Genomic DNA, 25,329 nt, shown 5'->3' on the forward strand with positions numbered 1-25,329 from the left:
ATCATCAGAGGCGGGGGTTATTTTTTGAGGAGTAATCAACATTATGGAAGCTCAACCACCAAGTCAGCCCCACACACTACAAAATTCAGTTGTAGTGTTCTCGAAAAACTACTTACCACTAGCACGCATCAATATCAAACGAGCAATTGTCCTTTTAGTCACAGGTCAAGCAGAATCAGTGAATTTTGGTACTACAAAGCAGTGGGAAGTTCGTTCGCCCAGTGTTGTACTACAAGTATCTGAACATATCCGTTTAACTGTTGGCAATCCTGAACGGTATTGGAAAGTACCTGCTGTAAACCGTCGTGAGATTTTGAGGCGAGACAATCCTGCCAATACTGCGGTAGCACCAAAAATTTAACGCTTGACCATGTAATTCCCCGTTCAAAAGGTGGACAACATACTTGGGACAACGTTGTCACAGCCTGTTCCAAGTGTAATTCAACAAAGAGCGATGTCTGCGACGGGCTACGCCTACGTTTACCCCATGAAGCAGGAATGGTACTCAAAACCAAACCCAAAGCTCCAATTCACCCAGCAGTTGCATTTGCTGAACAATTCTGGAACGCACAACGCCTGAGTGAAAACGAGTAATTGACTTCAAACTCAATCAGAGAGGGTAATACAACGATTACATCATGCTGCCCTCTCACCTCCCAAAAAATTTTGTAGTATCCCCTTGACACTTTGTAATACATTATGTAGTATATATGTAGTGAAGCAATAGAGCCTCCCAAAAAGGCATAGAGCAAACACTTCAGAACCATGAAAACTAAATAATTGCCACCCAACGTGGGGGTGTAACTCAGTTGGTTAAGAGTGCCTGTCTGTCGAACAGGAAGTCGCGAGTTCAAGTCTCGTCATCCCCGTGTAGCCTTGTGGACAAATAGAAAAGTCGCTTTGATTCTCAGTCAAAGAGAAGCGGGTGCAACTCCCGTCAAGGCTTCCAAGTGTGTCCGAGTAGCCAAGTGGGAAGGCGTTGGTCTGCAAAACCAACCATCGTGGGTTCAATCCCCACCTCGGACTCCAAACGTCGCAGCGTCACCTAACGGTAAGGTACTCGGCTCTAGCCCTTGGATATACGGGTTCAACTCCCGTCGCTGCTACCAAATGCACAGATGGTGTAATGGCAGCATCAAGGTCTCCAAAACCTTTGGTCAGGGTACCCTTCGGGAAGCCTACGGCTACAAATCCTTGTCTGTGCGTTGCCGTGTCCTAATCGAAAAAGCTTACATACTCGCCTAATGGTAAGGCAACTGTCTTTTAAACAGTCTATTCAGGTTCAATTCCTGTGTGTGAATCAACAGCTTTTTCAACTTGCACGGCATACATGGTGCAGAAGCGAAGTGGTCGAGCGGCACGTCTTTCAAGCGTGTAATTAGCGGGTACTCTTCGAGAACGCTTACGCGAACAAGTCCCGTCTGCACTGCCTCATGGGTTGGTATCCAAGTCTGGTTTAAGGAAACCGTCTGTAAAACGGATGCCTCTGTGCTTCGTAGGTACTCTTCGAGAAGGCTTCGCCAACAAATCCTACCCGACCCATCAAGGAGAGATTGCTATTGGTAGGGCAAGCTGTTTGCTAAACAGTGGTGAGATTCAACATCTCACTGTGGGTTCGACTCCCTCTCTCTCCGCCTTTGAGAACGTGGTGTAACTGGATAACACATCAGTCTACGAAACTGAAAAGTGAAGGTTCAAGTCCTTCCGTTCTCGTCTATCCCCTGGTAGCTCAGTTTTGGTAGAGAGCGCTGGTCTGAAAAATCAGAGGTCGTCGGTTCGATTCCGACCTGGGGGACTGGCACATTGCCCCATAGCTTAATGGCAGAGCAAGCGGCTGTTAACCGCGAGGTTGTAGGTTCAAGTCCTACTGGGGCAGCCATTCATTGCCGAGTGGACGAATTGGTAGAGTCACCTGTCTCTGAAACAGGAATTTGTAGGTTCAAGCCCTACCTCGGCAGCCATTCATTGCCCTGTGGTGTAACTGACAACATCCCTACCTTTGAAGTAGGAGATTCCAGGTTTAAATCCTGGCAGGGCAGCCAAAATATACTCCTGTAGCCCAACTGGCAGAGGCGGCTGTCTCAAAAACAGTCTGTGTACGGGTTCGACTCCCGTCAGGAGTACCAATATCGGGATGTAATTCAGTGGTCTAGAAGCCTTGTTTTGGGGACAAGGAGTCGTAGGTTCAAATCCTACCATCCCGACCATTTACCCCTGTGACGCAATTGGCAGACGTAGCCCGTTTAGACCGGGTTTGTTGCAGGTTCAACTCCTGTCAGGGGTACTGGGCATTTGCCCAACTATGCTCCCGTGGCGAAATTGGTAAACGCTTCCGTTTGAGCGACGTAATTTTTGCAGGTTCAATTCCTATCGGGAGTACCAAATTGGGTCGTTGGCAGAGCGGATATGCAGCCGCCTTTTAAGCGGACTTATCCAGGTTCAACCCCTGGGCGACCCACCAAAATTCGCCCCTGTGACGCAATTGGCAGACGTAGCCCGCTTAAACCGGGTTTGTTGCAGGTTCGACTCCTGTCAGGGGTATGCGGGGATAGAGCAAGAGCGGCTCGGCAGTCTCATAAGCTGCAAACGGTGAGTGCAACTCTCACCCCCGCTTCCAAATGCTAGTGTGGCTCAACGGCAGAGCGATCGCCTTGTAAGCGATAGGTTGCGGGTACCCTTCGGGATGCCTACGGCTACAACTCCTGTCACCAGCTTTAATGCGGGTGTGATGTAATGGCTAGCATCTGGGTGCGCCACACTCAGCGCATGGGTTCAAGTCCCTTCACTCCTGCCAATATGGGTCTGTAGCTTAATTGGGAAAGCGTCTGCCTTGCAAGCAGAAAGATGTCGGTTCGAGTCCGATCAGTATCCACTGATGGTGTCTGAAGCCAAAGCGAACGCGGCTCTGGTTTGTGGAACCAGTCATAGCGGGTTTAAGTCCCGTCTGACACCCCTTAAGGAAGATGCCGCTAAATGGTCGGCAACCGGTCTTGAAAACCGGGGTACAGGTAAATCTGTAGGGGTTCGATTCCTCCATCTTCCGCCTTCCACCTGAAGCCGAAAAGTGAGGCGCTGTGCTGATAACACAGTCATAGGAGGGGCAGTACCTCCCTGGTGGACTTACCCATAAAAACGAAAAATCTAGGGTTTAGATAAGGGTATAGCTGTTCAAAAGCCGTACTCCCAATCCGAACGGACAACCTTGGTACGTAAGTCCTGCAAAAAATATAGATAACTGTTGACTATGGACTCTTGACTATACATTATGGACTATGGACTAATGACTAATGACTAATGACTAAAAACCTTTATCGCAATGGCTTATTAACTATCTTTTTTCTATCCCTCTCCTTACGGTTTTGGGGACTGGGGAGATTTAATACTCTTGTATTCGATGAAATTTATTATGCTAAATACGGTCAAGACTATCTTAACCACTTGCCGTTTTTTGATGGTCATCCACCTTTTGGTAAATATATGATTGCTTTGGGGATGTGGCTGAGTAGCTACATTCCTTTTTGGCACGAGGGTGTCAATGGGTTGACAGGTGCAATGCGATCGCCTTGGAGTTATCGTTGGATGGATGCTCTGTCTGGCTCGTTTATTCCTATATTTACGGCTAATATTGCCTATCAAATCAGTAAACGTCCTGGATTTGCTTTACTTGCTGGTTTATTTACTGCCCTTGACGGTCTATTTCTTGTAGAATCTCGTTACGCACTCATCAATATTTATATTGTTATATTTGGTTTATTAGGGCAGTGGTTATTCTTATTAGCGTTATCTAATTACAGGGAAAAACGTAATTTATATCTAATATTGGCTGGTGTGGCTTTTGGTTGTTCAATTGCCACAAAATGGAATGGATTATTTTATTTAGTTGGTATTTATTTAATTTGGATTGTAGGCTGGTTTTGGCAGTTAATTGTAGGCAAGAATCACTTCACTGATGAACAGGAAACTAATACCCAAAATATATTGCCATTATACAAGCTAACACAAGTCAATATTGGGCAGATTATATTATTTTTAGGCATAATCCCTAGTGTAATTTATAGTTTGATTTGGATTCCCCATCTACAAATAAATACCAAATATAACTTTATCCAAGTTCATCAAGAAATCCTGGCTTTTCACGAACGTCTGGGAGGTAATACTGCACAAGTACACCCTTATTGTGCTGCTTGGTATAAATGGCCGTTGTTGACTAGACCAATGGCATATTATTATCAAACGGCTCAAAGTGTTAATGACCCATTACCTGTATGGGGGCCGCCTTTACCTGCTGGTGCGGGGAAAGTTATTTATGATGTTCATGCAATGGGTAATCCTTTTTTATGGTGGTTTAGTGTTGCAGCTTTATTATTTCTGTTAGGGATGCTGATAGCAAAAGTTTCGATTCCTTTAAGCGAACAACAGCCCCTTACTTTGCCAAAACAACTTTCTGTTGATAGTTGGATTGCTTTATATATACTGTTGAATTATGCAGTCAATTTATTACCTTGGACTAGGGTGTCGCGGTGTGCATTTATCTATCACTATATGACGGCTGTAGTGTTTGCGTTTTTAGCGATCGCCTGGTTTGTTGACCAATGTCTCCGCAGTTATCATCTCCCATTGCGAATTGCAGGTGTCACAATTTCTTTTATAATTATCGCTGCGTTCATTTTTTGGCTACCTGTTTATTTAGGTTTACCGATTTCTCCTGAAGGTTACAATATGCGGATGTGGTTTAGGTCTTGGGTATAAGTTTAGTTATTTGTGATGATTCTTGATGACATCGCTGCATTATGCCATGACTTTTTGTTACATAGCTAAATATTTACGGGTTAATTAATCACAGTTATTTTACATTTCTTATCTCTATGTATCTTTACTGACTGTTAGACTGTTAGCGCAAGCAATCAGTAATTTGTAATTCATAATTTAAGGAATGTAAATATTTAATTCCTTAGCTTAAAACTATATCAAAGTTATTTTGCTGATTCCCAAGAATCAAAGAGGATTCGTAATGAAAATAGACTTAGAATCACAGACAATTAATATAACTAGCTTAAAAGAAGCACCTATTCATCTTTCTGGACAAATTCAACCGCACGGAGTGCTTTTAGTCTTAGATGAGCCTGAGTTAAAGATATTACAAGTTAGTAATAATACGTGGAGTATTCTAGGCATCAGTGCTGAAGATATATTGCAAAAAAAGTTAGAAGACTTACTCGATTCCTTCCAAATCGAAAGGATTCAAGCAGGCTTATCCTCTGGAAATCTGGAATTTATTAATCCGACGAAAATTTGGATACGCAAAAAGGGTGATGATTATGCAGTATTTGATGCCGTTTTTCATCGCAATGCTGAAGGATTCTTGATTGTCGAGTTAGAACCTGCAATTACTCAAGAAAATATCCCGTTTCTTAGTTTTTATCATCTGGCGAAAGCTTCAATCAGCCAATTGCAGAAGACAGCTAATTTGCGGGATTTTTGCCAGATAATTGTGCAGGAAGTGCGAAAAGTCACGGATTTTGACCGGGTAATGTTATATAAATTCGATGATGATGGACATGGTAGCGTCATTGCGGAAGAAAAATTAGATACCCTAGAACCATACTTAGGACTGCACTACCCAGAATCAGATATTCCCAAACCAGCGAGAAAGTTATTTACTTCTAACTCTATCCGGGTGATTCCTAACGCTCAGGCTCAAGCTGTACAGATGATACCATCTGTAAATCCAGTAAGCGATCGCCCAGTAGATTTAACTAACTCTATTCTCAGAAGTGCGGCGGCTTGTCACCTAGAATATTTGCATAATATGGGTGTGGGTGCTTCCTTAACTATCTCATTAATTAAAGACAACAAACTTTGGGGATTAATAGCTTGTCATCATCAATCAGCAAAATATGTTTCCTATGAATTACGCAAAGCCTGCGAATTTTTAGGAAGGGTAATATTCACCGAAATCTCCGCTAGAGAGGAAACTGAAGATTACGATTATCGGATGAATCTTACACATATTCAATCGCTCTTGGTTGAATATATGTCGCAAGAAGATAACTTTATCGATGGTTTAGTCAAACATCAGCCTAATCTGTTAGATTTAACTGGCGCTAAAGGTGCGGCTGTGTGTTTTGGCGATCATTTCACCTTAATTGGTGAGACTCCCAAAGAGGAAGATTTAGTTTTCTTAGTTCAATGGTTGAAAAATAACGCCGAGGAAGACTTCTTCTTCACTGACTCCTTACCACAAATTTATCCAGATGCGGAAAGATATAAAAACGTAGCTAGTGGTTTATTAGCGATTCCTATTTCTCAACGCAACTACGTTTTGTGGTTCCGTCCAGAAGTAATTCAAACTGTTAACTGGGGTGGTGATCCTAATAAAGCATTTGAAGTTAATCAGTCCAATGGAAATGTGCGTCTGTGTCCGCGCAAATCTTTTGAATTGTGGAAAGAAACAGTCCGCCTCACCTCTCTACCTTGGAAGTATGTAGAAATTAAAGCCGCTTTAGAATTACGCAAAGCCATTGTCAACATTGTGCTGCGCCAAGCTGATGAATTGGCTCAGTTAGCACAAGATTTAGAACGTTCTAACGCTGAACTGAAGAAGTTCGCTTACGTTGCATCCCACGACTTACAAGAACCACTCAATCAAGTGGCGAATTATGTACAGTTGTTAGAAATGCGGTATCAAGAAGCACTAGACGAAGATGCCAACGAGTTTATCACCTTTGCGGTTGAGGGTGTGAGCTTAATGCAAACACTCATAGATGATGTATTGGCATATTCTAAAGTAGATACACAGGCGATCGCATTTCAACTAACCGAAGTAGAAAAAGCCTTAGAGAAAGCCTTGGGTAACTTGCGCCAACGCATCGCCGAAACAGGCGCAACCATAACTCACGACCCCTTACCAACCGTCATGGCTGGTAGCACGCAACTGATGCAGCTATTCCAAAACCTCATCGCCAACGCCATAAAATTCCGCAGTCACGAAGCACCACAAATTCATATAGGTGCAGAAAGACTAGAAGACGAATGGCTATTCTCCGTCAAGGATAATGGAATTGGTATTGATCCGCAATTTAGCGATCGCATTTTCGTCATATTCCAACGCTTACACACGCGGGACGAGTATCATGGTACAGGTATGGGTCTAGCAATTTGTAAAAAAATTATTGAGTGCCATAGGGGGCGAATTTGGGTAGAATCTCAACTCGGTCAAGGTGCTACCTTCTACTTTACAATACCAGTTGGAGGTCGAGAGCGTGAGCGTAGAAACGGAAGAAAAACACAGAACAATCTTTTTAGTCGAGGACAATAAAGCCGATATTCGCCTGATTCAAGAAGCATTTAAAAATAGCCAATTACCGCACGAAGTGGTAACAGTTAGAGATGGGATGGACGCAATGGCTTATCTACGCCAAGAGGGAGATTATACCCATGCTCCGCGTCCAGACCTAATTCTCTTGGATTTGAATCTACCTAGAAAGGACGGTAGAGAAGTGCTGGCGGAAATTAAAGCTGACCCTGTACTCAAACGTATACCCGTAGTAGTGTTAACAACATCTAGAAACGAAGACGACATTTTTCACAGCTACGACTTACACGTCAACTGCTACATCACCAAATCCCGTAACCTCACCCAGCTCTTCCAAATCGTCAAAGGAATTGAAGAGTTCTGGCTTTCTACCGTCACTCTACCGCCGGAATGAGGGATGAGGGAGATGAGGGGGATGAGGGAGATAAAGTAACTACTAATTATTTCCTATTTCCTTCTACTCTTAATATTTCCACTCCCCCCACTCCCTCATCTTCCCACTCCCTACTCCCTACTCCCCACTCCCCACTCACAACTCACAAGGGGGTAAAACCAGAAAATTATGGTTGGACACTCAGTCAGGATTTTGTTAATTGAGGATAGCCTTGCAGAAGCTCGGTTATTGCAGGAATATTTGCATCAAGCTGAGTCCAAGCAATTTGTTCTGGTTCATGTGAAGCGGTTACAGGAAGCACTCAATGAACTAAGACAAAACAGCTATGATGTGATTTTGTTAGACCTGACTTTACCCGACAGCCAAGGCTTATCATCATTACCTTTACTGATAGCTTGCGCTCCCAGCATACCAATTGTTGTGCTGACAAATACTAACGATGAAGATTTAGCGATCGCCGCAGTTAGACAGGGAGCGCAAGATTATCTTGTTAAGCGACAGGTAAATGTGAATGTATTAGTGCGTGCTGTCTGTTATGCGATCGAGCGTAAACAAGCATTGGAAAGTTTACGCACACTCAATACAACATTAGAACACCGAGTTGAAGAACGCACGGCGGAATTAGTGAAAGCACAAGAAATTAACCAGTTTAAATCTGAGTTTGTCTCTATGCTTTCCCATGACATTCGTAATCCTTTAAATACTATTTTGTTAGCTGCTGGTTTATTACAAAATAACGAAGATAAATTAACTCAAGAAAAAAAACGCTCTCATTTACAAATGATTCGGGTTGCTATCAAAAATATGGCACAAATATTAGATGAAGTTTCTTTAATAGGTAAAGCCGAGTCTGGTAAACTCCAGTGTGAAATCATTGCCATAGATTTAGAAGGATTCTGTCGCCAATTATTACAAGAAGCGCAATTAAATATTAACGAAAAGCAACTAAATATAATTTTTACCTGTAATAAAACATCCAACGAAGCCTTACTAGATGAAACCTTATTACGACACATTTTAGGGAATGTGCTAGGCAACGCCATCAAATATTCCCTTCCTGGTGGTACAATCAATTTTGAATTAACTGTTCAAAACCATGCAGTTATGTTCAAAATTCAAGATTGGGGAATTGGTATTTCTCCAGAAGACCAAAAGCAACTATTTCAGCCTTTCCATCGTGGAGAAAATGTAGGCGGAGTTGCAGGTACAGGCTTAGGACTAGCTATTGTCAAAAAATGCGTTGATGCTCACGGTGGCGAAATTATCGTCAACAGCGAGGTTGGTGTGGGTACGACTTTTACTGTCATCCTGCCATTAATTAATATTTAATACACAATTTTAGTTTAGTTTGGGAACTTCATCATATTCTAGATATTGGTAATAGGTAATTGAGTTTGACAATGACCAATCACCAATTACCAATTACTAATCAACAAATTTACACTTCTCCCATCCTAAATATTCAGTGCCTCTATTTCAGATGCAGTCAAACCTGTTATTGTAGCTACCTGTTCTACAGTCATTCCTGTTTGCAGCAAATTACGTGCAGTCTGTTGTAATTGTAACTCTGCTCTTTGAGCGCGTTGGGCTTCTTGTTCGGCACGTTGGGCTTCTTGTTCAGCGCGTTGACGTTCTTGTTCAGCACGTTGACTTTCTTGTTCGGCACGTTGGGCTTCTTGTTCGGCACGTTGGCGTTCTTGTTCAGTGAATGAACGTTCTTTTTCCTCAGCCGTTGGTAACAACTCCCCTGTCAAAGTAGCCCAGCGTAACCAAGTTGTCTCAACGCCTTTGTAATTTCCTTGCCAACGTAACAAAGCTAAACCTAATGCTTGACTGACTAAGAGATTTTCTGCATTCGGTGCGATCGCTTGATAAACTCCACCGACCAGAGAAAAACCAGCCCAGTCATCAGGGTTGAAAGGATCGTACCAGAAATAGTCCGGGACACGCATCTGATTTTGATAAATCAGCTTTTTCTCATTTTTATCATTAGCAGCTGTCCGGGGCGAGAGTAATTCAATCACGACATCAGGCCCTTTACCCTCTTCCCATACAACCCAACTGCGGCGTTCACCTTTAGGAACTCCCAACACAGCAAAAAAATCTGGGCCTCTAAAGTCTTGGTTTTTTAGCTGCGCCATACTGAAGTAGACAAACATATTGCCACTTGCATAACCATCCTCTTGTTCTTCTAACCAAGTACCAAAGGTATCAATTAACAATTCCATCTGCATTTTGTGCCTTTGGCTTTCCATTGGTACACCGTCATCGTAAGGTAGTTCTGCTTGGGTGGGAGGTGCGTTTACCTCTGTTGCTGGCGGGATAGTTTCTAAGGTTGACATAATGTCTACTCCCTGGACATTGTAAATTAATTTTTTGCCAGGATCACTTGATTTTGATTATAGCGATCGCCCATCTGTTAGGACTATCCTAAGTGGCTTAAGATTACTGAAGTAGATGAGGATATTGCTAATGAGAAAAGTAGCAGTGTTTGGCAACGCTGGAGGCGGTAAATCAACATTAAGCAAGAAACTATCCCAAATGACTGGTTTGCCATTTTATCCCTTGGACAAGATGAAATATCAATCAGGGGGTGCTGAGGTTTCCGTGGAAGAATATCAGCGTACCCATCAGCAAATCTTAGCTACCGACCAATGGATTATTGATGGATTCGGTAATATGGAAACTCTCTGGCCAAGACTGGAAGAGGCGGATACGCTAATTTTCATCGATCTACCGCTATATGTGCATTTCTGGTTGGTAACTAAACGACTAATCACTGGTTACTTTAGACAGCCTGAAGGGTGGCCGGAAAATAGTCCTATCCTGAAGGGTTCGCTTAATAGCTACCGTGTGCTTTGGTTATGTCACAAACTTTTGATCCCAAAATATAGGGAGTATATCAAGCAGGCTCAAAACACTAAGACCGTTTATCACCTGCGCTCAACTCAAGAGATTGCCCAATTTTTTAAATCAATTGTGAAAAATTAACCAACAGATACATTCCACAAAGTAACTACGTTAGCGGAGCGGGGCGTTAGCCCATTACGAATTACGAATTAATAAGGCAATCTTTTAAACGTTGTGCTAACACCTGTATATGAGGTTCCAGTACAAAAGAATAATGGTGTCCAGGTACATCAATAATCTTAATTTCCTCCGCCGCCATCACAGAAAATAACTCTACCCAAACTAAAGTCGGGTCAGGAGCCATGATATGTTTTTCTCTAGCTCTAAACACAGTAACCTTCCCTGGATATGGCTTTCTTGTATAGGAATAAGTCGCTTTGAGTGTCCCAACTAAAACATCAAGAATGCGGCGATTATTTTGACGTTCTACACCAGGAGGAAATATCCCAGCTTTTCTTGCCTTGTTAATAATATAATCAAGTTTTTCTTGTAACCCTAAATCCTCTATTTCTTCAGGTGTAACAAGGTTATCTTGACCAAACATTCCCCCAAACACTCTAGAAAGCACCCCAACCAAATAAACATCATCAATTGGCTTTTGTTTATCTAGTAATATGGGTACATAAGAATCTAATATCGCCAGCAAAGATACCTCTTGTCCTTGTCTACGCAACTGCTGTGCGACCTCATAAGCTACAACCCCACCAAACGACCAACCACCAAGACGATAAGACCCTTGCGGCTGAAATTCTCTAATAGTTTTGACGTAGAGACTAGCCATATCTTCTACTCGCGCCAAAGGTTCTTCATCACCATAAAAACCTTGAGCTTGTAAGCCGTAAAATGGCTGGTCATTGCCTATATAATGAGCGAGTTTAAAATAGCATAAAACATGACCACCAGCAGGATGTATACAAAAGAAAGGTTGTTGTGTACCTTGTGGTTGAATTGATACTAAAGGTGTATTATAAATTGGCTGGTTGCTTTGAATAACCTTTGCTAAATCTGCAATTACAGGATTTGTTAAAACTGTTGCTAATGGTATTTCTTTATTAAAAACCTCCTCAATTTTAGCAGTTAAATGTAGCGTCTTTAAAGAATCACCACCAATAGCAAAAAAGTTGTCTGTTACACCTATTTTCGGTAAATGCAGAATATCCGACCAAATTTGCACTAACTTTGCTTCTACCTCATTGCGAGGCGCGATATAAGCAACAGTTTCTACAAAGCTAGATAATTCTGGTTTTGGTAATGCTTTTCTGTCTACTTTACCACTTGGAGTTAAAGCTAGGGTTTCCAACATCACAAAAGCGGCTGGAATCATAAAATCTGGTAGCTTTGTTTTGAGGAAATCACGCAGGCTATTAATTGTAGGTTTTTGCTCATCATAGGTAATATAAGCAACAAGCTGTTTTTCTTGTGCATGATCATCACGCGCGATGACTACAGCTTCTCTTACTTCTGGGTGAGAGGATAGAGTATTTTCAATCTCTCCGATTTCGATTCTATAGCCACGAATTTTTACTTGAAAATCGGCTCGTCCAATATATTCAATGTTACCATCAGGTAAATAACGAGCTAAATCACCTGTTTTATAAAGACGCTGAGATGCTGAATTTGCAAAAGGATTAATTATAAACTTCTCATTAGTCAATTTTTCTTTATTCAAATAACCACGAGCGACACCCACACCTGCAATATAAATTTCTCCAGTGTAACCTATAGAAATTGGTCTTAAATCTGCATCAAGAATGTAAATTTGAGTATTAGCAATGGGACGACCGATAGGTACACTTTTTAAGTTACTGTTTTTTTGACATTGCCAAAAAGTGACATCTATCGCCGCTTCTGTAGGGCCATATAAGTTATGTAATTCGCATTCCAAACGTTGGAAAAATCTATTTTGTAAATCTACAGATAAAGCTTCACCGCTACAAATAACTCTTTTTAAAGATGTACATTTTTCCACATGGCGATTTTGTAAAAACGCTTGCAGCATTGAGGGGACAAAATGTAAGGTGGTGATTTGCTCTTGAGTAATTACATTGATGAGGTAATCACTATCTTTATGCCCACCCGGTTTAGCTATTACCAAACGTGCGCCAGTGATTAAAGTCCAGAAAAATTCCCAAACGGAAACATCAAAGCTAAAGGGAGTTTTTTGTAAGACACTATCTGTAGAATTTAGTTGATAAGCTTCCTGCATCCACAACAGGCGATTACAAATTCCTTTGTGGGTGTTCATCGCACCCTTTGGTTTACCTGTGGAACCAGAAGTGTATATTACATAAGCTAAATTATCTGGTTGAATATTGCTTTGGGGATTAGTATTTGGTTGGGTGGAAATTTTATCCCATTCTGCATCTACACAGATAGTTTGTGCTTGATGTAGAGGAATTTGATTTAATAATTTTTCTTGCTTTAGTAGTACCTTTACCTGAGAATCTTCTAGCATATAAGTTATGCGTTCTTGGGGATATTCAGGGTCAATAGGTACATAGGCTCCCCCAGCTTTGAGGATGCCTAAAATACATATCACCATCTCTAGGGAACGTTCAATACAAACACCTACAAGTATTTCGGGTTTTACTCCCAGTGTTTGTAGATAATGTCCTAGTTGGTTGGCTCTAGAATTTAACTCTTGATAAGTTAGTTGTTGTTGTGCGAAAGTGATAGCGATCGCATCTGGTGTTTTCTCTACCTGCGCTGCAAATAACTCATGTAACCCTTGAGATAGGTCGTAATCTCTTTCTGTCGCGTTCCACTCTGCAAGTAACTTATGTATATTTAAATCTATAGTTTGCATATCTTCTCACTCTGCTCATAAATAAAAAAATTGGCTCACGCATTCGCCGTCAGGCGTTCTCGCAGAGTAGGCGCAAAGGCGCAAAGAGGAAATCCTCCGCGTCCCTCTGCGTTTAAAACCTAATCTCCTCCTAATTCCACTAGCTTACCGATGTTGAAATCTATCCGCGTCCACCCCTTCAACCGACGCAAATTATTCAACAGCAGTAGAGGAATTTGCCAATGATGTACCATCAAAAACGGGAAAGGATCATCCGGCTGATAAATCGCATCAGTCCCCCGCCAAATATTACCTAACCATCTTCCCAACTGGCTAAAAGAACGAATCCCCGTCAAACGCCAAACTTCGTGATAAGTCCAATAAGTAGGCTTACTTGTCGCTAATGGCTGTAAGGTTTCCGTTGTCGCTTGCTTACTCAGGTATGCCTCTGCTACCTGGGGATGGTCGTAAAATGTAGTAATCGCTGAGTGGGTGCGGGGGTTACACTCAATGGCGTAAACTGTCCCGTCCTCTGCTTGGATGAAGTCAAAGGAAATCTGTCCTGTCAGCTTGAGTTCCTTGACAAAACGCTGTACCCATTCCTGAATTTGCGGGTTGTCTACATTCTCATAGTTGACTTGAAACGCTGAAGATTCACAACAGCAATGCAGCCTTAATTCCCCATCCCGGACTGTGCTGTGGGTGCAAAATTCTTTACCGGGAATAAATTCCTGCATAATCCACGGTTTTTCAGGACTAATTGGCAAACTTCTTACGAATGCTGCTGTTTCCTCTGGAGTTGCACAGGGAAGTTTGGTTAAGTCTAACCGCCGCACTGAGTCGTAGGGTATGCTTTTGAGGATGTATTTACGAGACTCACCGGAAAAGTCAAAGTTAATAACTTGTTCTGGCGAGGTAATTTTAAAGGATTTGGGTATTGATAAACCAAGCGATCGCGCTTTCTCTACCAATGCAAATTTATCATCCAACATTTGGGTAATATCTGCGTCAAAGTGAAACACTTCGCAATAACGCGATAATTCCGGTTTAGCTAATGAGTCATAATAGCTACCCACCGGACTGGTGACAGGAACGTAAATATCAATATTTTCTCGTTTGACAATATCTACCAAAGCCTGGATATAAGCTTGGGGATTTTCCTGTGGTGCGGGAACTGTATAAAACTTATCTACCGACCTGGAAAAACGATGACCAGTTAACCAGTATTTATGAGTTTCCAACAAGACAACTCTGTGTCCAGCCGCATGAAATGACCTAGCTAATTGTAAAGCCTTGGTCATTTTCCCACCACTGATAAGAATGTTTTGCGGATTTGCTGCTTTGACTGATTTCGGTCGAAAAATGAGCCAGGAAATAAAAACAATAGTGGCATTAATTGGCAATGCTAATAACAGCAAAGCTAAAGTACCAATATTTTGTAAAATTGCCGCCACTCTTGTCTGCCAAGGAATAGACTGTGTAGCAGATGAAGAAGAAAGAGAAAGGGATTGTGCCATAATATCAATTCAAAATTCAAAATTCAAAATTCAAAAAATCAAGAATTACGAATTATTGTCAATCCATCTCTTAACGGCAATAATACTTGTTCTACACGGGGGTCATTGGCTACTGTACGATTAAATTGAGCGATCGCTTCACCATTAACACTGCGTTCATCAGCAGGTAAATAAACTTCTCCTTGCAATAAAGTATTATCCACGCAGATAAACCCATTTGCTGCTAACAAACCACTATCTAGCAACTTATGAAAATAGGCTACATACTCTTTTTTGTCTGCGTCAATAAAAACTAAGTCAAAAGATTCCCCAGTTTGTGCTAACCTATCTAACGTTTCTAACGCTCCACCCAACTCTACACGAATCTTTGCACCGTGAGGAGATTCTTGGAAAGCCTTTTGTCCAATCTCCGCCGCATAAGGGTCAACTTCACAAGCCACCAAAACCCCATCCTCTGGTAATGCTTCCGCCATCGCCAGCGCCGAATAACCAGTAAACATCCCAATTTCCAACACTCTTTTAGCCTTGGTCATGTGAACAAACATCTTGAGGGTTTGTCCTTCTATATGACCAGAAAGCATTTCCTGTTCTAGAGGACGGACAGTTGTTCCACCGTTAAAGTGTGTATCCCAAGCTTCTGTGGCTGTTATTTTCGCCAACGCAGTCAATTCAGCCGACTCTGGAGTGGTACATTCCTCCAAATAAGGGTCTAAACCTGCGGCTAAACGCCAAGCATGATTAATCTCTGCGACCAATTCCGTAGGTAAATCTGGAAGTTGCTTAACCTCTTTGACAATAGCCTCTAACTTCTTAGCTAAAATCCCCAGTGGTGTAACAGGCCTAGCTGTCGGAACAATTACGTTTGTCATATCAATTCAAAGTTCTAAATTCAAAAAAAGATGAGACACAGTGGACAGTTGACAACTGATAACTGTCAATTGTCAACTGTCCACTGTTAAGTGTTAACTGATACTTCCAATTAACTCTTTCTCATAAGCTGGATAGACATCTACGCCTTCACCACCACGGGGATATTTAGTGCAGAGTTCTTTATGGTCGGCTAGTGCGGCTGCTAATTCTTCTCTGGTTAGGTCGTTGACGAAGAAGCAACTACCGATGGGTTTTGGCATGGCGGCTCTTAATAAGCCATCACGGGTTAATGTGATAGATTCAGTAGCACGCCACAACAACTCTTCATCCAACATGGGATGGTCGAGGGATAAACCAACACGACTCATCAATCCTAAAATGCGATCGCGTTCTGCAATTGTAATGTAACCTCTACGTGCGGCGATCGTTGCCGATAAAGCCATATCTACATTGACAGCGTGTCCGTGGAACATGGGTACACGCGGCGCAAGTTCCAATGTAGGACTCCAAGTATGACCGTAAGCAATTACTCTATCTAGGTCTAACTCGTGTAGGTTGGGAACTTCCAACTCCAACATCTTTTCGATAGCTTTATAGGTCAAACGATGAGCTACTTCTTTAATCTCTGGAGTTGCGTCTATATTGCCAAAATGAGTGTGTAGTAACTCTTCGCCATACTTTTCCAACAGTTCAAACACTTCTTGATGTGCAACTACAGCGATTTTTACCAACTCAGCCATCCCGTTACGCACTTGGTCTGTAGGTAGAGTACGTAGTAAGGAAAAATCTAGGAAAACTTTACGAGAAGCATGATAAGCACCCAATCGGTTTTTCAGCTTGCGATGATTAACTGCTACTTTAATGGCGACACTAGCATCAATTAATCCAATTAAGGTAGTAGGAATACGAATATAATTACTGCTGCGACGGTATGTAGAGCAAGCAAAACCGACAACATCTGTAATTAAACCGCCACCTACTACTAATACTGGCTCTTTACGAACTAATTTAAAATCAGCGAAGGCATCTATAACCTTCTCAAAGGTTTGAATGGTCTTATTTGGTTCGGTGATAGTGATGGGAAATAATCTTAGTTCAATACCGTAATACTGAAAATACTGTTGAATTTGCTTACCATACAACTGACTCACGTTAGCATCAACAATCGCCAAGCATCGTCCAAAACTTTTATATATGTCTGCTAGTTCAGTATTTTTGATTTCAAAAACACCATCTACATACACCAAATCATACTCAATTTTTTCGTATCCTTCTACATGAAAAGATGTTTCGTTGGCTTCAAACTTTGCTTGGACGATACTCATAATCTCTTGTCTCTTAAATGCAATACATGAACGTCAGGTTTGAACTAGAAGTTGCAAATTATATTCAAAATCTAGTCAGATTAAGAATTTACTTGTAGCAAGAATAACTCTCATTTATTTGATAAAAAAAGAGCGATAGTCACCAAAAGTTAATTCATGCCAAATTAAAGCACTAAAATTTTGGCAGATATGCCTGTATTCTAGACTTAGAAAGGATTTATTAGTTTTGTTTAAACCTCAGAAATACAGATAATGCAAACGGAAAATTGTATTTCCACGATTGCTGACTGATAATCCTAGATAGGTTTTATGATTGACGGAATAATGGCAGGCAAAAATTAAATGTAACTAACAGTAATAGTTTTACTGTGTAAGGTTACTTAAAATTTGCTTAACATTTTTAAACATATCATTTTTTATAAATTTTGCATATATTTTTAGTAAATTCTTCTGATTTATTTCTTAAACAATTCATAATCTTTACTTAAAATAAACTTTTACTATTAAGTCAGCACAATAGCCAGCAATTGAATTTGCTTTCTCAATAATCAACTGCTGCCAAACTAATTTAATTAATTAAAATTTTCCAAATGGATAGACCTCTAATTTATCAAGAAAAAGAGGTTTACTTTTATAAGACAGCTATTAGTTACATACACAAACATAGACGTTTCCATCTAAGAAAACATCTTTTTTCGTGAACGTGGCAAGAATGTTGTTAGTAGCTGTTGAACCTTAAAGTTCTACAAGTTTAGGCAATAAAAGTTCATATTTTAACTCTCATTTTTAATTTAACGGTTTTTAAAAAAAATCCACGTAGATAGCGGATTTTTCGATAAAATAGCACCTATTAAGCTAGAAAAGCCTTTTTTACTATTCTAATAGCTTAATTTTTGCTTTACATTGCTTAATGTAACATCGTTTGTAAAATCCTGCACCTAGCCAAAAGATACATTTTGCTACATGAGGAATAAGATAGAGATTTTTCTATCAAGGTTGTACTCGTTTAAGGGTAATTGGGAATTGGTCATTAGTGCATAGTCCAAAGCTATTCTCCCCTGTACCCTCTTGGGAGGGGTTATACCATTTCACAAAAAATCTGATACAGATACAAACGCCCAGACCTGTGCTAAGTATCACTTTCTTAATTTTGAATGCGGAAAGTTCTGTAGGCGGGTTTCCCGCCGTAGGAAACTTTCCAAGACGAATTTTGAATTTTGAATTGGTATTAGGGGTGGGTTTCTCCCACTCTACGAGAAGCAAGCTACATCTCCCCATTCTCAGTTAGTCTACTTCAGCAACCGTAGACCACTGAGGGTAACTAAAACTGTTGAACCCTCATGACCAATTACGCCGATGGGTAGGTTGATATTGCCGAGGAAGTTGCTGATTAACAATAGACCGATAAACCCCAAGGCTATAACTATATTTTGTTTGACGATCGCTTGCGATCGCCTGCCCAATTTCATCGCTACATCAATCTTCTCTAATCTATCCGCCATCAATACTATATCTGCGGTTTCTAAAGCCACATCGCTACCAGCCACACCCATAGCAATACCTACGGATGCTTGCGCCAGTGCTGGGGCATCGTTTATACCATCACCTACCATCGCTACTGTTTGATACTTTTGCTGCAACTTGCGAATTACATCTAGCTTATCTTCTGGTAAGAGTTCGGCAAATACTTGGTCAATTCCTACAGCTTGCGCCACACTCTCGGCAGTGCGTTGATTATCCCCCGTAATCATGACAATTTGTTCTATACCCAACTTCCGCAGCCGGGAAATAGTAGCAACAGCTTCTGGTCGAATCATATCCGCGATCGCAATCACACCAATGACCTTATACTCATTACTGCTTCCCTCTTGCGCCACCCAAACAACTGTTTTCCCCTCATGTTCCAAGGATGGTGCTACTTCTACTAACTCCTGTGGTAAATTATCTACATACTGCTGGATAAAAGCAACATTCCCCATGATCGCTTGTTGGTCATTAGTCGTACCTGTAATACCCTGTCCTGGTATCGCTTGTACCTCAACTGCCCGTACCCAATCTAAGCCGTTAGCAGCGCAAACAATAGCTTGGGCAATGGGATGTTCTGAAGATGACTCTAACGCGGCTGCTATTTCTAACACATTTGCTTGTGTATAATTATTGGCGGGAATTACTTGAGATACCTGTACTTGTCCTGTGGTGAGAGTACCAGTTTTATCGAAGGCGATCGCCCGGACTTTACCAATCTTCTCCAACTGTGCGCCATTCTTAAACAAAATCCCCTGTCTTGCACCATTGGCAATACCCGATAATAAAGTAGGCATAATCGCCGCCATCAACGCACAGGGAGAAGCCACCACCAAAAAAGTCAACGCGCGGTAAATTGTAGTTTCCCAGTCCCAACCCAAAATAAAAGGCGGTAAGGTTGCCAATAATACCCCAGCAATGACAATTACCTTTGCATACTTTCTCTCAAAACCCTCAATAAACTGTTGAGAAGGTGGTGCTTCGGTTTGTGCTTGTTCCACTAGACGAATGACTCGTTGAATCAAACTACTGGCGGCTGGTTTGTGTACCTTCAACCTCAGCGCCCCATAACCATTGAGTGTTCCAGCAAATGCTTCCTCGCCTACCGTCTTTTCCACTGGTAGAGACTCACCTGTAATTGCTGCTTGATTGATAGTGCTGTAACCAGAGACAATGATACCATCGGTAGGAATTAGCTCACCTGGCTTAACAACAATCTCATCACCCACCTGTAACTGACTAATAGGAATAGTTTCTTCCCCGGCTGGGTGGGCGATGGTAGCTGTGTCTGGTGTTAAACTCATCAAGCTCTTGATACTTTTTTCTGTGCGGCGCATAGCGTAACCCTCCAATGCACCACTAATAGCAAAGATGAGAATCAAAGTTGCCCCATCAATAATTAGATGATATTCCCTACGCCACCAACCTAAAGCAGCTGCCCCAAGAGCAGCTACAATCATCAGCAAATCGACATCCAGTTCCTTCTCCTTAATTAGCGTCGTTAGCCCCTCACGGGCGCTTTCGTAACCACCAATTACATAAGCAGCAGGTAACAGCAGCAACGCCAACCCCAACCACCCCAAAGACAAGGCGAACCATCCTAAAAACAGCAGCATCCCACAAAGCAAGGCGGCTAGCGTGTCGGCGTGTTCTTGAGTGAATTGCTGAAAACGTTGTGGGTAAAGCATGAGATTTATCTAAGTCAGGAATACCTTTACCCTAAACCTTGACATTGATGTTAAGGTCAACAGTATAGGTTACAGAAAATAGGTATTCCAGAGACATTAGTCATTAGTCATTAGTCCATAGTCATTAGTTATTCTCCCCCCTCTCCCTCATCTTCCTCATCTCCCCCCTCTCCCATCTTCCTCACAACTTAATTAGTATGTTCGTGTGGTTGCTCACTTATGGGCGATAAAGATGTACCAGTCTTCACAACATCGTTCAAATTTGCCCCATCCAAATTAGAACCACTGAGTCTAGTGCCGATGAGAATTGCTTGTTGCAAATTGGCTCGGTTTAAAGCTGCGTCAGTCACAAATGCCCCAGTTAAATCTGCCTTAATTAATGCGGCTTCAGTGAGATTTGCGCCGGTAAGGTCTGCCCCAGCTAAATTAACAGCCTCTAGGTTAGTCTTACCTAAGTCTGCCGCCGTAAGGTTGGCTCGTTTGATATTGGAACCAGTCAAGTTAACACCGTTCAAATTCGCTCCAACTAGCACAGCCGCACTCAGATCAGATTGTGTCAAAATTGCACCGTTTAAGTTTGACTGAGTAAGTTCTGCTGCATGAAGATAAGCTTTGTGCATCTGTGCCTGATTGAGCTTTGCTCCTGTGAAAGTTGCTCCAGCAAATAACCCTTCCTGTAAGTTGGCATTAGTCAAATCTGCGTTAGTAAATTTGCCCCAAAATACATTTGCTTTATTGAAGTTCGCTTTACTTAAATTTGCCCCAGTTAAATCAATCCCTGTCATTTGACTGCCGCTAAAGTCCACCTCACTCGCATTCACACCTATTGATTTGACTCCAAACAAATCAGCTTTAGTTAATTTTACTTTTGTTAAAATCGCTTGGCTTAAATCTGCTGAGTGCAAAAAGGCTCCACTCATATTTGCCTCACTCAAGTCTACACCACGTAAATACGCTGTAATCAAATCTGCGCTACATGAATAATATTTTGATTGGCTTACCAATTTTTTTAATATTCTTTAGAAGACGCATTTTAACTTTCCTGTGGGAAAACACCAAAGTCCAAATCCGGGTTCCATCAATCACAACTTTATGATGTTTATCAAGCTCAGATAGCCGCTTGCGACCCAAAGCTATCACTGCTACTGCTCATAAGCTGGCACGAATTTTTTACCGACTTTGGACGAATGGAGGTAAATATCAAGATTCTGGTATGGATTATGATGAGCAACGTTACCAAGAACGAGTTATCAATAACCTACAGAAAAAGGCTCTAGCTTTAGGTGTTGAGCTTACTCGTCAGCCCCAAGCAAATACTGTTTCTTAGGAGCAGGATATTTCAATTTTTACAAAAATAGACAAGATTAAAACTAGCTTAGTCCAGCATACTAAAATTTAATTCAAAAAGAGCCTAATAGTATTTTGATGAGTTGATTGAGTATGAAAGCGATCGCAATTGAGCATTTTGGTGAACCAAGCATCTTTCAACTGGTAAATTTGCCGTGTTTGAACTGGTATTAAAATCCAGAATCGAAAATCGTATTATGAGGTTTCCTTATCAATGAACGAACGGACAATCTATCTTTTAGCAGCCCTGGCAGGTGGGGCTATCCTTCCAGTTCAAGTTGCCATCAATACCTTGCTACGGCGCTATGTGAGCGAACCTATGCAGGTGACATTTATATCCTACCTAGCAGGAACTTTAGCATCGCTCTTGATCTGCTTGGTTGCACGCTACCCACTTCCCGTTACAACTGAACTTGCTCAAACCTCTTGGTGGATGTGGATAGGCGGTTGTTTGGGTACGTTGTATGTCTGGTCAACTATCTTTGCTACCCCCAAAATTGGCGCAGCACTGGCACTAGCACTAACGATCGCCGGTCAGATGATAGCAGCCCTGTTTTTAGATCATTATGGAGCTATTGGACTAGTCAAACACACAGCCACTCCCACACGAATTGCAGGAGTGGTACTAGTGGTTTTAGGCGTTTCCCTAGTTGCCTATGCCAAACGGTAATAGTTAAGTAGAACAAGGTGAAAAAACCAAAGTGTGTAAAGATAAGTAAATACATAAATGTGTCTACCAAGGTAACAGGGATATGGGCAGCCGTTTAAGGGTATTTCTGACTCCTAAGCAAGATAAAATTTTGTTCAACCTGAGAACGGCAGATGTACCCCAGAAAGTGAAAGACCGAGCCGAAGTGATCAGATTAAGCGCACATGGTTGGTACGTAGAGAAGATAGCAGATCACTTTGACTGGACTGCCCAAACAGTAAGAGAAGTTTTGCATAGATGGGAAAAACAAGGTCTAGAAGGACTGTGGGAGAAAGCAGGGCGGGGAGGAAAATCAAGGTGGGCAGAAGCTGACATGGCGTTCTTAGAAAAATGCTTGGAGCAAGAACCACGTACATATAATAGTGTTCAATTAGCCCAAAAATTAGAGCAAGAACGCTCCGTGAAATTGAGTCCTGACTGGTTAAGGCAGGTACTCAAAAAAAGGGGGTCATTTGGAAGCGAACTAGAAAAAGCCACAAAGGAAAGCAAGACAAAGTATTGCAGCAAATCAAACAGGCAGACTTAGAGATGTTGGAATTATCTGCTGCTGCTGGAGAAATCGATTTAAAGTATATGGATGAATCAGGGTTTTGTGCCTGGAGTGAACCCAGTTACAGTTACTACTTCCGAGGTCAGCAAAAACGCCTGGAGCAGAGTAAGCGTCGGGGTCGAAGGTTAAGTATTATTGGGTTTCTTCAACCCCTAATTAGTTTTGTGTACGGTCTAGTGATTGGTGGCGTTTCACGCAAATCCTATATTCAAATGATGGAGCTTGAAGCACTTGAAGCCCAAAAAGCAGGTCGTATCAGAGTCATCGTTCAGGACAACGGCCCGATACATCGGTGCAAAGAAGTTCAGCAATTATGGACAAAGTGGGAAGAGATGGGTTTGTACATCTTCTTTTTACCTAAATATTGCTCAGAGATGAATCCAATTGAATTGGAGTGGCAACACCTGAAAAAAAATGAACTAGCTTCTCAAAGTTTTGAGGATGAATTAGACCTTGCCTATGCTGTCATTGATGGAGTTCAAAATAGAGGAGAAAAGGGAAACTACAGTACGCAACGTGTAAAATTTAACTCTTATTCTTCTGCTTAATTCTTTGTTACATACTTATAAATTTTCTCCACGACTTACTTAATCGGTAATTGTTTTCTGCCATTACCGATTACCAATTCGCAATTACCAACCCCACGACATGATAGGTTTTTAAGCGAACTTATACCATTTTGGATTTTAGATTTTAGATTTTGGATTTTGAAATGCTTCATTAGTGAACTTTTCAGTCATCCATTTGTCGCAATCATTTTTCAAATTGGTATTACTACTTATTGGGATAAAGCCATCCCTTAAACAGGCGAGTCACTTGGGGCATAACTACCCAAGTCATCAACGGCATCATAATACAAATGCTCACCAAATTAGCCAACCAGAAAGGTAAACCGCTAGTAATTGGTCTGAGGATGGTGGGCATGATGGAGATGATTGGATAAAGCCCGACTGCACTCACAATCGCCGTTTTCCATTTGGGCGGGGGTGGTGACTTGGGGATTTCTGGTAGGGCAAACCAAGCCTCTAAACTATTGACATGAATCACTTGTGGATCATCTACAGTTAAGGCTTCGGCTCGCGCAATCCAACCTTGACAGATGACTGATTCTTCCCATTCTTGCAGATGTTGAGGAGTATCAAATCTGACAATTAGCTGCCATAAACCGCGTTTAGTGCTGGGATACAGTACATTACTTCCCAAGTAACCAGGGAAAGTGCTGGCGGCTAAAGTCACACCTCGGAGAGCTTCTTCAAAAGCGGCTTCTAATCCTGGTTTAACACAGTGAGCGATCGCCACAACACCAGGAGCAGGATTGCTCGATTGTTTAATGTAATTTATCGACTCTTTCATAGGATGTTGAAGCAATTAGAACAATGTAGGAAATTCAAGTGAGATTGATACCCGAACTTGAGGCTTTTTATAAACGATTACCCCAATAACTAAAGTCTTGGTACAGTTGACCTACAGCTGACCCCTCTGGGCTTTGCCAATCTTTCATAATTTCTGAAGCCACCGAAGCCCAAGATACCAAAACCGCACCTGCTTGAGTTAAACGCAATAAAGCAGCCGTTTCGTTCAAAGTAGTGTCAGAACCAGAGACATCAACCACTACATAAGGTTCATAACCTGCCCCTAGTAAATCTATAGCTAATTGGAGTGTACAAATATCTAGAGAGATACCACCAAGCAAAACCTTTTTACGACCAATTGCTGCTAGTTTTTCCCGAAAAACTGGTTCATCCCAAGCACTGGGGGTATGGCGTTCAACGCGGATTGCATGGTCGGCATGAGCAACAACTTCTGGAAAGAATTTACCGCGAAAACCCCCTTCTTCTCCCAACATGATTGTAGGCAGGTTAAAGATTTTGGATAGCCGTGTAAATGCTTCGGCATTCTTCCGCAGTAAGTCATGATTAATCGTTTTTAAACCTGGAAAAAAGCCATCTAAAAAGTCAACAAGAACGACTACACAGTTATCACGGGTGAGTTTTTCGCTGTAGTTCATAATTAAGCCTTTTGGTAATGAAAAATCTAATTAGATGCTGTTATTTCCACAGCTAAAACTTAAATAGGAAACACCTCAAAAGCACTACTGTAAACATGAGGTTCAACTTTAGCTATCGCTTGATAAAATTCCTCATCGTGCAGTGCTTGAAATCGTGGGTGCTGCCTCAAAGCGGCGATTTGTGCTGCTGATTCCCAATGAGCAATAGCTGTGACTTTTTCACCATCATCACTTTTCAGCAATTGTGCATCCAAAAAACCAGGCTGATACTTAACCACTTCGGTATAAATTTGATGAATGCGTTGGAACGCATCTTCTTGTCGTCCAGGTTGGACAGTGAAAATATTCACGAAAGTAATTTTACTCATCTATATTTGTAGAAAATAG

18 protein-coding genes, 21 tRNA genes and 1 pseudogene are annotated in these 25,329 nt (G+C 41.6%); 30 read left to right on the forward strand and 10 right to left on the reverse strand.

Annotation, left to right across the window (positions count from 1 at the left end; all coding sequences use genetic code 11):
- The first annotated feature begins 43 nt into the window (after nucleotides 1-43).
- The 26 genes and pseudogenes from NSMS1_RS26140 (at nucleotide 44) to NSMS1_RS26265 (ending at nucleotide 9,038) form a co-directional block, all read left to right on the forward strand.
- Nucleotides 44-594: pseudogene (locus NSMS1_RS26140) on the forward strand (HNH endonuclease).
- Between the two features lie 200 nt (nucleotides 595-794).
- Nucleotides 795-869, forward strand: a tRNA-Asp gene (locus NSMS1_RS26145).
- 85 nt (nucleotides 870-954) lie between these two features.
- A tRNA-Cys gene (locus NSMS1_RS26150) sits at nucleotides 955-1,029 on the forward strand.
- A 201-nt stretch (nucleotides 1,030-1,230) separates the two neighbouring features.
- Nucleotides 1,231-1,298 (forward strand) — tRNA-Lys (locus NSMS1_RS26155).
- A 34-nt stretch (nucleotides 1,299-1,332) separates the two neighbouring features.
- Nucleotides 1,333-1,429, forward strand: a tRNA-Glu gene (locus tag NSMS1_RS26160).
- Nucleotides 1,430-1,435: 6 nt separating this feature from the next.
- Nucleotides 1,436-1,542: transfer RNA gene (locus NSMS1_RS26165), tRNA-Tyr, on the forward strand.
- Between the two features lie 4 nt (nucleotides 1,543-1,546).
- Nucleotides 1,547-1,634: transfer RNA gene (locus NSMS1_RS26170), tRNA-Ser, on the forward strand.
- Nucleotides 1,635-1,639: 5 nt separating this feature from the next.
- Nucleotides 1,640-1,713, forward strand: a tRNA-Arg gene (locus NSMS1_RS26175).
- A gap of 5 nt (nucleotides 1,714-1,718) precedes the next feature.
- Nucleotides 1,719-1,795: transfer RNA gene (locus NSMS1_RS26180), tRNA-Phe, on the forward strand.
- Between the two features lie 9 nt (nucleotides 1,796-1,804).
- A tRNA-Asn gene (locus NSMS1_RS26185) sits at nucleotides 1,805-1,879 on the forward strand.
- Between the two features lie 5 nt (nucleotides 1,880-1,884).
- Nucleotides 1,885-1,961: transfer RNA gene (locus tag NSMS1_RS26190), tRNA-Gln, on the forward strand.
- 5 nt (nucleotides 1,962-1,966) lie between these two features.
- Nucleotides 1,967-2,042, forward strand: a tRNA-Gln gene (locus tag NSMS1_RS26195).
- A gap of 6 nt (nucleotides 2,043-2,048) precedes the next feature.
- Nucleotides 2,049-2,126: transfer RNA gene (locus NSMS1_RS26200), tRNA-Leu, on the forward strand.
- 4 nt (nucleotides 2,127-2,130) lie between these two features.
- A tRNA-Pro gene (locus NSMS1_RS26205) sits at nucleotides 2,131-2,207 on the forward strand.
- Between the two features lie 3 nt (nucleotides 2,208-2,210).
- A tRNA-Leu gene (locus NSMS1_RS26210) sits at nucleotides 2,211-2,284 on the forward strand.
- Between the two features lie 20 nt (nucleotides 2,285-2,304).
- Nucleotides 2,305-2,382: transfer RNA gene (locus NSMS1_RS26215), tRNA-Leu, on the forward strand.
- Between the two features lie 4 nt (nucleotides 2,383-2,386).
- Nucleotides 2,387-2,461: transfer RNA gene (locus NSMS1_RS26220), tRNA-Lys, on the forward strand.
- A gap of 6 nt (nucleotides 2,462-2,467) precedes the next feature.
- Nucleotides 2,468-2,541 (forward strand) — tRNA-Leu (locus tag NSMS1_RS26225).
- 1 nt (nucleotide 2,542) lies between these two features.
- Nucleotides 2,543-2,613: transfer RNA gene (locus tag NSMS1_RS26230), tRNA-Met, on the forward strand.
- Between the two features lie 7 nt (nucleotides 2,614-2,620).
- Nucleotides 2,621-2,714, forward strand: a tRNA-Thr gene (locus tag NSMS1_RS26235).
- An 84-nt stretch (nucleotides 2,715-2,798) separates the two neighbouring features.
- A tRNA-Ala gene (locus tag NSMS1_RS26240) sits at nucleotides 2,799-2,872 on the forward strand.
- An 86-nt stretch (nucleotides 2,873-2,958) separates the two neighbouring features.
- Nucleotides 2,959-3,043, forward strand: a tRNA-Ser gene (locus NSMS1_RS26245).
- A 251-nt stretch (nucleotides 3,044-3,294) separates the two neighbouring features.
- Nucleotides 3,295-4,749, forward strand: a complete 1,455-nt coding sequence (locus NSMS1_RS26250) for a dolichyl-phosphate-mannose--protein mannosyltransferase (RefSeq protein ID WP_224087579.1) — start codon at nucleotides 3,295-3,297, stop codon at nucleotides 4,747-4,749.
- Between the two features lie 262 nt (nucleotides 4,750-5,011).
- Nucleotides 5,012-7,318 carry a sensor histidine kinase gene (locus tag NSMS1_RS26255; RefSeq protein WP_224087580.1) on the forward strand — a complete coding sequence of 769 codons (2,307 nt, stop codon included), beginning with the start codon at nucleotides 5,012-5,014 and terminating at the stop codon, nucleotides 7,316-7,318.
- On the forward strand, nucleotides 7,263-7,709 hold the full coding sequence (locus NSMS1_RS26260) for a response regulator (RefSeq protein WP_224087581.1): 447 nt from the start codon (nucleotides 7,263-7,265) through the stop codon (nucleotides 7,707-7,709). The genes NSMS1_RS26255 and NSMS1_RS26260 overlap by 56 nt, the downstream gene beginning before the upstream one ends.
- A 168-nt stretch (nucleotides 7,710-7,877) precedes the next feature.
- Nucleotides 7,878-9,038, forward strand: a complete 1,161-nt coding sequence (locus NSMS1_RS26265; RefSeq protein WP_224087582.1) for a hybrid sensor histidine kinase/response regulator — start codon at nucleotides 7,878-7,880, stop codon at nucleotides 9,036-9,038.
- Nucleotides 9,039-9,163: 125 nt separating this feature from the next.
- On the opposite strand, the gene NSMS1_RS26270 is transcribed toward NSMS1_RS26265, so the two are convergent.
- Nucleotides 9,164-10,051 carry a Uma2 family endonuclease gene (locus NSMS1_RS26270; protein ID WP_224087583.1) on the reverse strand — a complete coding sequence of 296 codons (888 nt, stop codon included), beginning with the start codon at nucleotides 10,049-10,051 and terminating at the stop codon, nucleotides 9,164-9,166.
- A 130-nt stretch (nucleotides 10,052-10,181) separates the two neighbouring features.
- On the opposite strand from NSMS1_RS26270, the gene NSMS1_RS26275 reads away from it, so the two are divergent.
- Nucleotides 10,182-10,700: an adenylate kinase gene (locus NSMS1_RS26275; protein ID WP_224087584.1), complete on the forward strand. Its 519-nt coding sequence runs from the start codon at nucleotides 10,182-10,184 to the stop codon at nucleotides 10,698-10,700.
- Nucleotides 10,701-10,761: 61 nt separating this feature from the next.
- Here NSMS1_RS26275 and NSMS1_RS26280 read toward each other — a convergent pair whose 3' ends face one another.
- The 6 genes from NSMS1_RS26280 to NSMS1_RS26305 form a co-directional block, all read right to left on the reverse strand.
- Nucleotides 10,762-13,425 carry an amino acid adenylation domain-containing protein gene (locus NSMS1_RS26280; RefSeq protein ID WP_224087585.1) on the reverse strand — a complete coding sequence of 888 codons (2,664 nt, stop codon included), beginning with the start codon at nucleotides 13,423-13,425 and terminating at the stop codon, nucleotides 10,762-10,764.
- 119 nt (nucleotides 13,426-13,544) lie between these two features.
- A complete protein-coding gene (locus NSMS1_RS26285; RefSeq protein ID WP_224087586.1) occupies nucleotides 13,545-14,921 on the reverse strand; it encodes an ATP-grasp domain-containing protein in 1,377 nt (458 codons plus the stop codon).
- Nucleotides 14,922-14,959: 38 nt separating this feature from the next.
- Nucleotides 14,960-15,790 carry an O-methyltransferase gene (locus NSMS1_RS26290; protein ID WP_224087587.1) on the reverse strand — a complete coding sequence of 277 codons (831 nt, stop codon included), beginning with the start codon at nucleotides 15,788-15,790 and terminating at the stop codon, nucleotides 14,960-14,962.
- 93 nt (nucleotides 15,791-15,883) lie between these two features.
- Complete coding sequence (locus tag NSMS1_RS26295; protein WP_224087588.1) at nucleotides 15,884-17,116, reverse strand: sedoheptulose 7-phosphate cyclase; 1,233 nt, start codon at nucleotides 17,114-17,116, stop codon at nucleotides 15,884-15,886.
- A 1,289-nt stretch (nucleotides 17,117-18,405) separates the two neighbouring features.
- Nucleotides 18,406-20,328, reverse strand: a complete 1,923-nt coding sequence (locus NSMS1_RS26300; protein ID WP_224087589.1) for a heavy metal translocating P-type ATPase — start codon at nucleotides 20,326-20,328, stop codon at nucleotides 18,406-18,408.
- 188 nt (nucleotides 20,329-20,516) lie between these two features.
- On the reverse strand, nucleotides 20,517-21,332 hold the full coding sequence (locus NSMS1_RS26305; RefSeq protein ID WP_317986549.1) for a pentapeptide repeat-containing protein: 816 nt from the start codon (nucleotides 21,330-21,332) through the stop codon (nucleotides 20,517-20,519).
- 116 nt (nucleotides 21,333-21,448) lie between these two features.
- On the opposite strand from NSMS1_RS26305, the gene NSMS1_RS26310 reads away from it, so the two are divergent.
- The 3 genes from NSMS1_RS26310 to NSMS1_RS26320 all read left to right on the forward strand — a co-directional run bounded on the left by NSMS1_RS26310 (nucleotide 21,449) and on the right by NSMS1_RS26320 (nucleotide 23,482).
- Complete coding sequence (locus NSMS1_RS26310; RefSeq protein ID WP_224087591.1) at nucleotides 21,449-21,655, forward strand: hypothetical protein; 207 nt, start codon at nucleotides 21,449-21,451, stop codon at nucleotides 21,653-21,655.
- A 234-nt stretch (nucleotides 21,656-21,889) separates the two neighbouring features.
- Nucleotides 21,890-22,345, forward strand: coding sequence for a DMT family transporter (locus NSMS1_RS26315; protein ID WP_224087592.1), 456 nt, complete (start codon nucleotides 21,890-21,892; stop codon nucleotides 22,343-22,345).
- An 82-nt stretch (nucleotides 22,346-22,427) separates the two neighbouring features.
- Nucleotides 22,428-23,482 (forward strand): IS630 family transposase gene (locus NSMS1_RS26320; RefSeq protein WP_224085966.1). Its coding sequence is split into 2 segments (ribosomal slippage): nucleotides 22,428-22,820 and nucleotides 22,823-23,482, totalling 1,053 coding nucleotides; the frame shifts between segments, so codons are not numbered across the junction.
- 226 nt (nucleotides 23,483-23,708) lie between these two features.
- On the opposite strand, the gene NSMS1_RS26325 is transcribed toward NSMS1_RS26320, so the two are convergent.
- The 3 genes from NSMS1_RS26325 to NSMS1_RS26335 form a co-directional block, all read right to left on the reverse strand.
- The gene (locus NSMS1_RS26325) at nucleotides 23,709-24,287 is read right to left on the reverse strand and encodes an antibiotic biosynthesis monooxygenase (protein ID WP_224087593.1); all 579 of its coding nucleotides are present in this window, start codon (nucleotides 24,285-24,287) and stop codon (nucleotides 23,709-23,711) included.
- Between the two features lie 67 nt (nucleotides 24,288-24,354).
- Nucleotides 24,355-24,942, reverse strand: a complete 588-nt coding sequence (locus NSMS1_RS26330) for an isochorismatase family protein (protein WP_224087594.1) — start codon at nucleotides 24,940-24,942, stop codon at nucleotides 24,355-24,357.
- A 59-nt stretch (nucleotides 24,943-25,001) separates the two neighbouring features.
- Nucleotides 25,002-25,310, reverse strand: coding sequence for an antibiotic biosynthesis monooxygenase family protein (locus NSMS1_RS26335; protein ID WP_224087595.1), 309 nt, complete (start codon nucleotides 25,308-25,310; stop codon nucleotides 25,002-25,004).
- Nucleotides 25,311-25,329: the final 19 nt, after the last annotated feature.

The organism is Nostoc sp. MS1 (genome assembly GCF_019976755.1).
In the GTDB taxonomy this organism is placed as follows: Bacteria; Cyanobacteriota; Cyanobacteriia; order Cyanobacteriales; family Nostocaceae; genus Trichormus.

What these genes read in the sequence shown, in the direction of transcription:
- NSMS1_RS26285 (WP_224087586.1), bottom strand. Translation starts at nt 14,921, where the DNA reads ATGGCACAATCCCTTTCTCTTTCTTCTTCATCTGCTACACAGTCTATT.
- NSMS1_RS26295 (WP_224087588.1), bottom strand. Translation starts at nt 17,116, where the DNA reads ATGAGTATCGTCCAAGCAAAGTTTGAAGCCAACGAAACATCTTTTCAT.
- NSMS1_RS26325 (WP_224087593.1), bottom strand. Translation starts at nt 24,287, where the DNA reads ATGAAAGAGTCGATAAATTACATTAAACAATCGAGCAATCCTGCTCCT.
- NSMS1_RS26275 (WP_224087584.1), top strand. Translation starts at nt 10,182, where the DNA reads ATGAGAAAAGTAGCAGTGTTTGGCAACGCTGGAGGCGGTAAATCAACA.
- NSMS1_RS26290 (WP_224087587.1), bottom strand. Translation starts at nt 15,790, where the DNA reads ATGACAAACGTAATTGTTCCGACAGCTAGGCCTGTTACACCACTGGGG.
- NSMS1_RS26315 (WP_224087592.1), top strand. Translation starts at nt 21,890, where the DNA reads ATGAACGAACGGACAATCTATCTTTTAGCAGCCCTGGCAGGTGGGGCT.
- NSMS1_RS26250 (WP_224087579.1), top strand. Translation starts at nt 3,295, where the DNA reads ATGACTAAAAACCTTTATCGCAATGGCTTATTAACTATCTTTTTTCTA.
- NSMS1_RS26270 (WP_224087583.1), bottom strand. Translation starts at nt 10,051, where the DNA reads ATGTCAACCTTAGAAACTATCCCGCCAGCAACAGAGGTAAACGCACCT.
- NSMS1_RS26335 (WP_224087595.1), bottom strand. Translation starts at nt 25,310, where the DNA reads ATGAGTAAAATTACTTTCGTGAATATTTTCACTGTCCAACCTGGACGA.
- NSMS1_RS26330 (WP_224087594.1), bottom strand. Translation starts at nt 24,942, where the DNA reads ATGAACTACAGCGAAAAACTCACCCGTGATAACTGTGTAGTCGTTCTT.
- NSMS1_RS26300 (WP_224087589.1), bottom strand. Translation starts at nt 20,328, where the DNA reads ATGCTTTACCCACAACGTTTTCAGCAATTCACTCAAGAACACGCCGAC.
- NSMS1_RS26255 (WP_224087580.1), top strand. Translation starts at nt 5,012, where the DNA reads ATGAAAATAGACTTAGAATCACAGACAATTAATATAACTAGCTTAAAA.
- NSMS1_RS26280 (WP_224087585.1), bottom strand. Translation starts at nt 13,425, where the DNA reads ATGCAAACTATAGATTTAAATATACATAAGTTACTTGCAGAGTGGAAC.
- NSMS1_RS26265 (WP_224087582.1), top strand. Translation starts at nt 7,878, where the DNA reads ATGGTTGGACACTCAGTCAGGATTTTGTTAATTGAGGATAGCCTTGCA.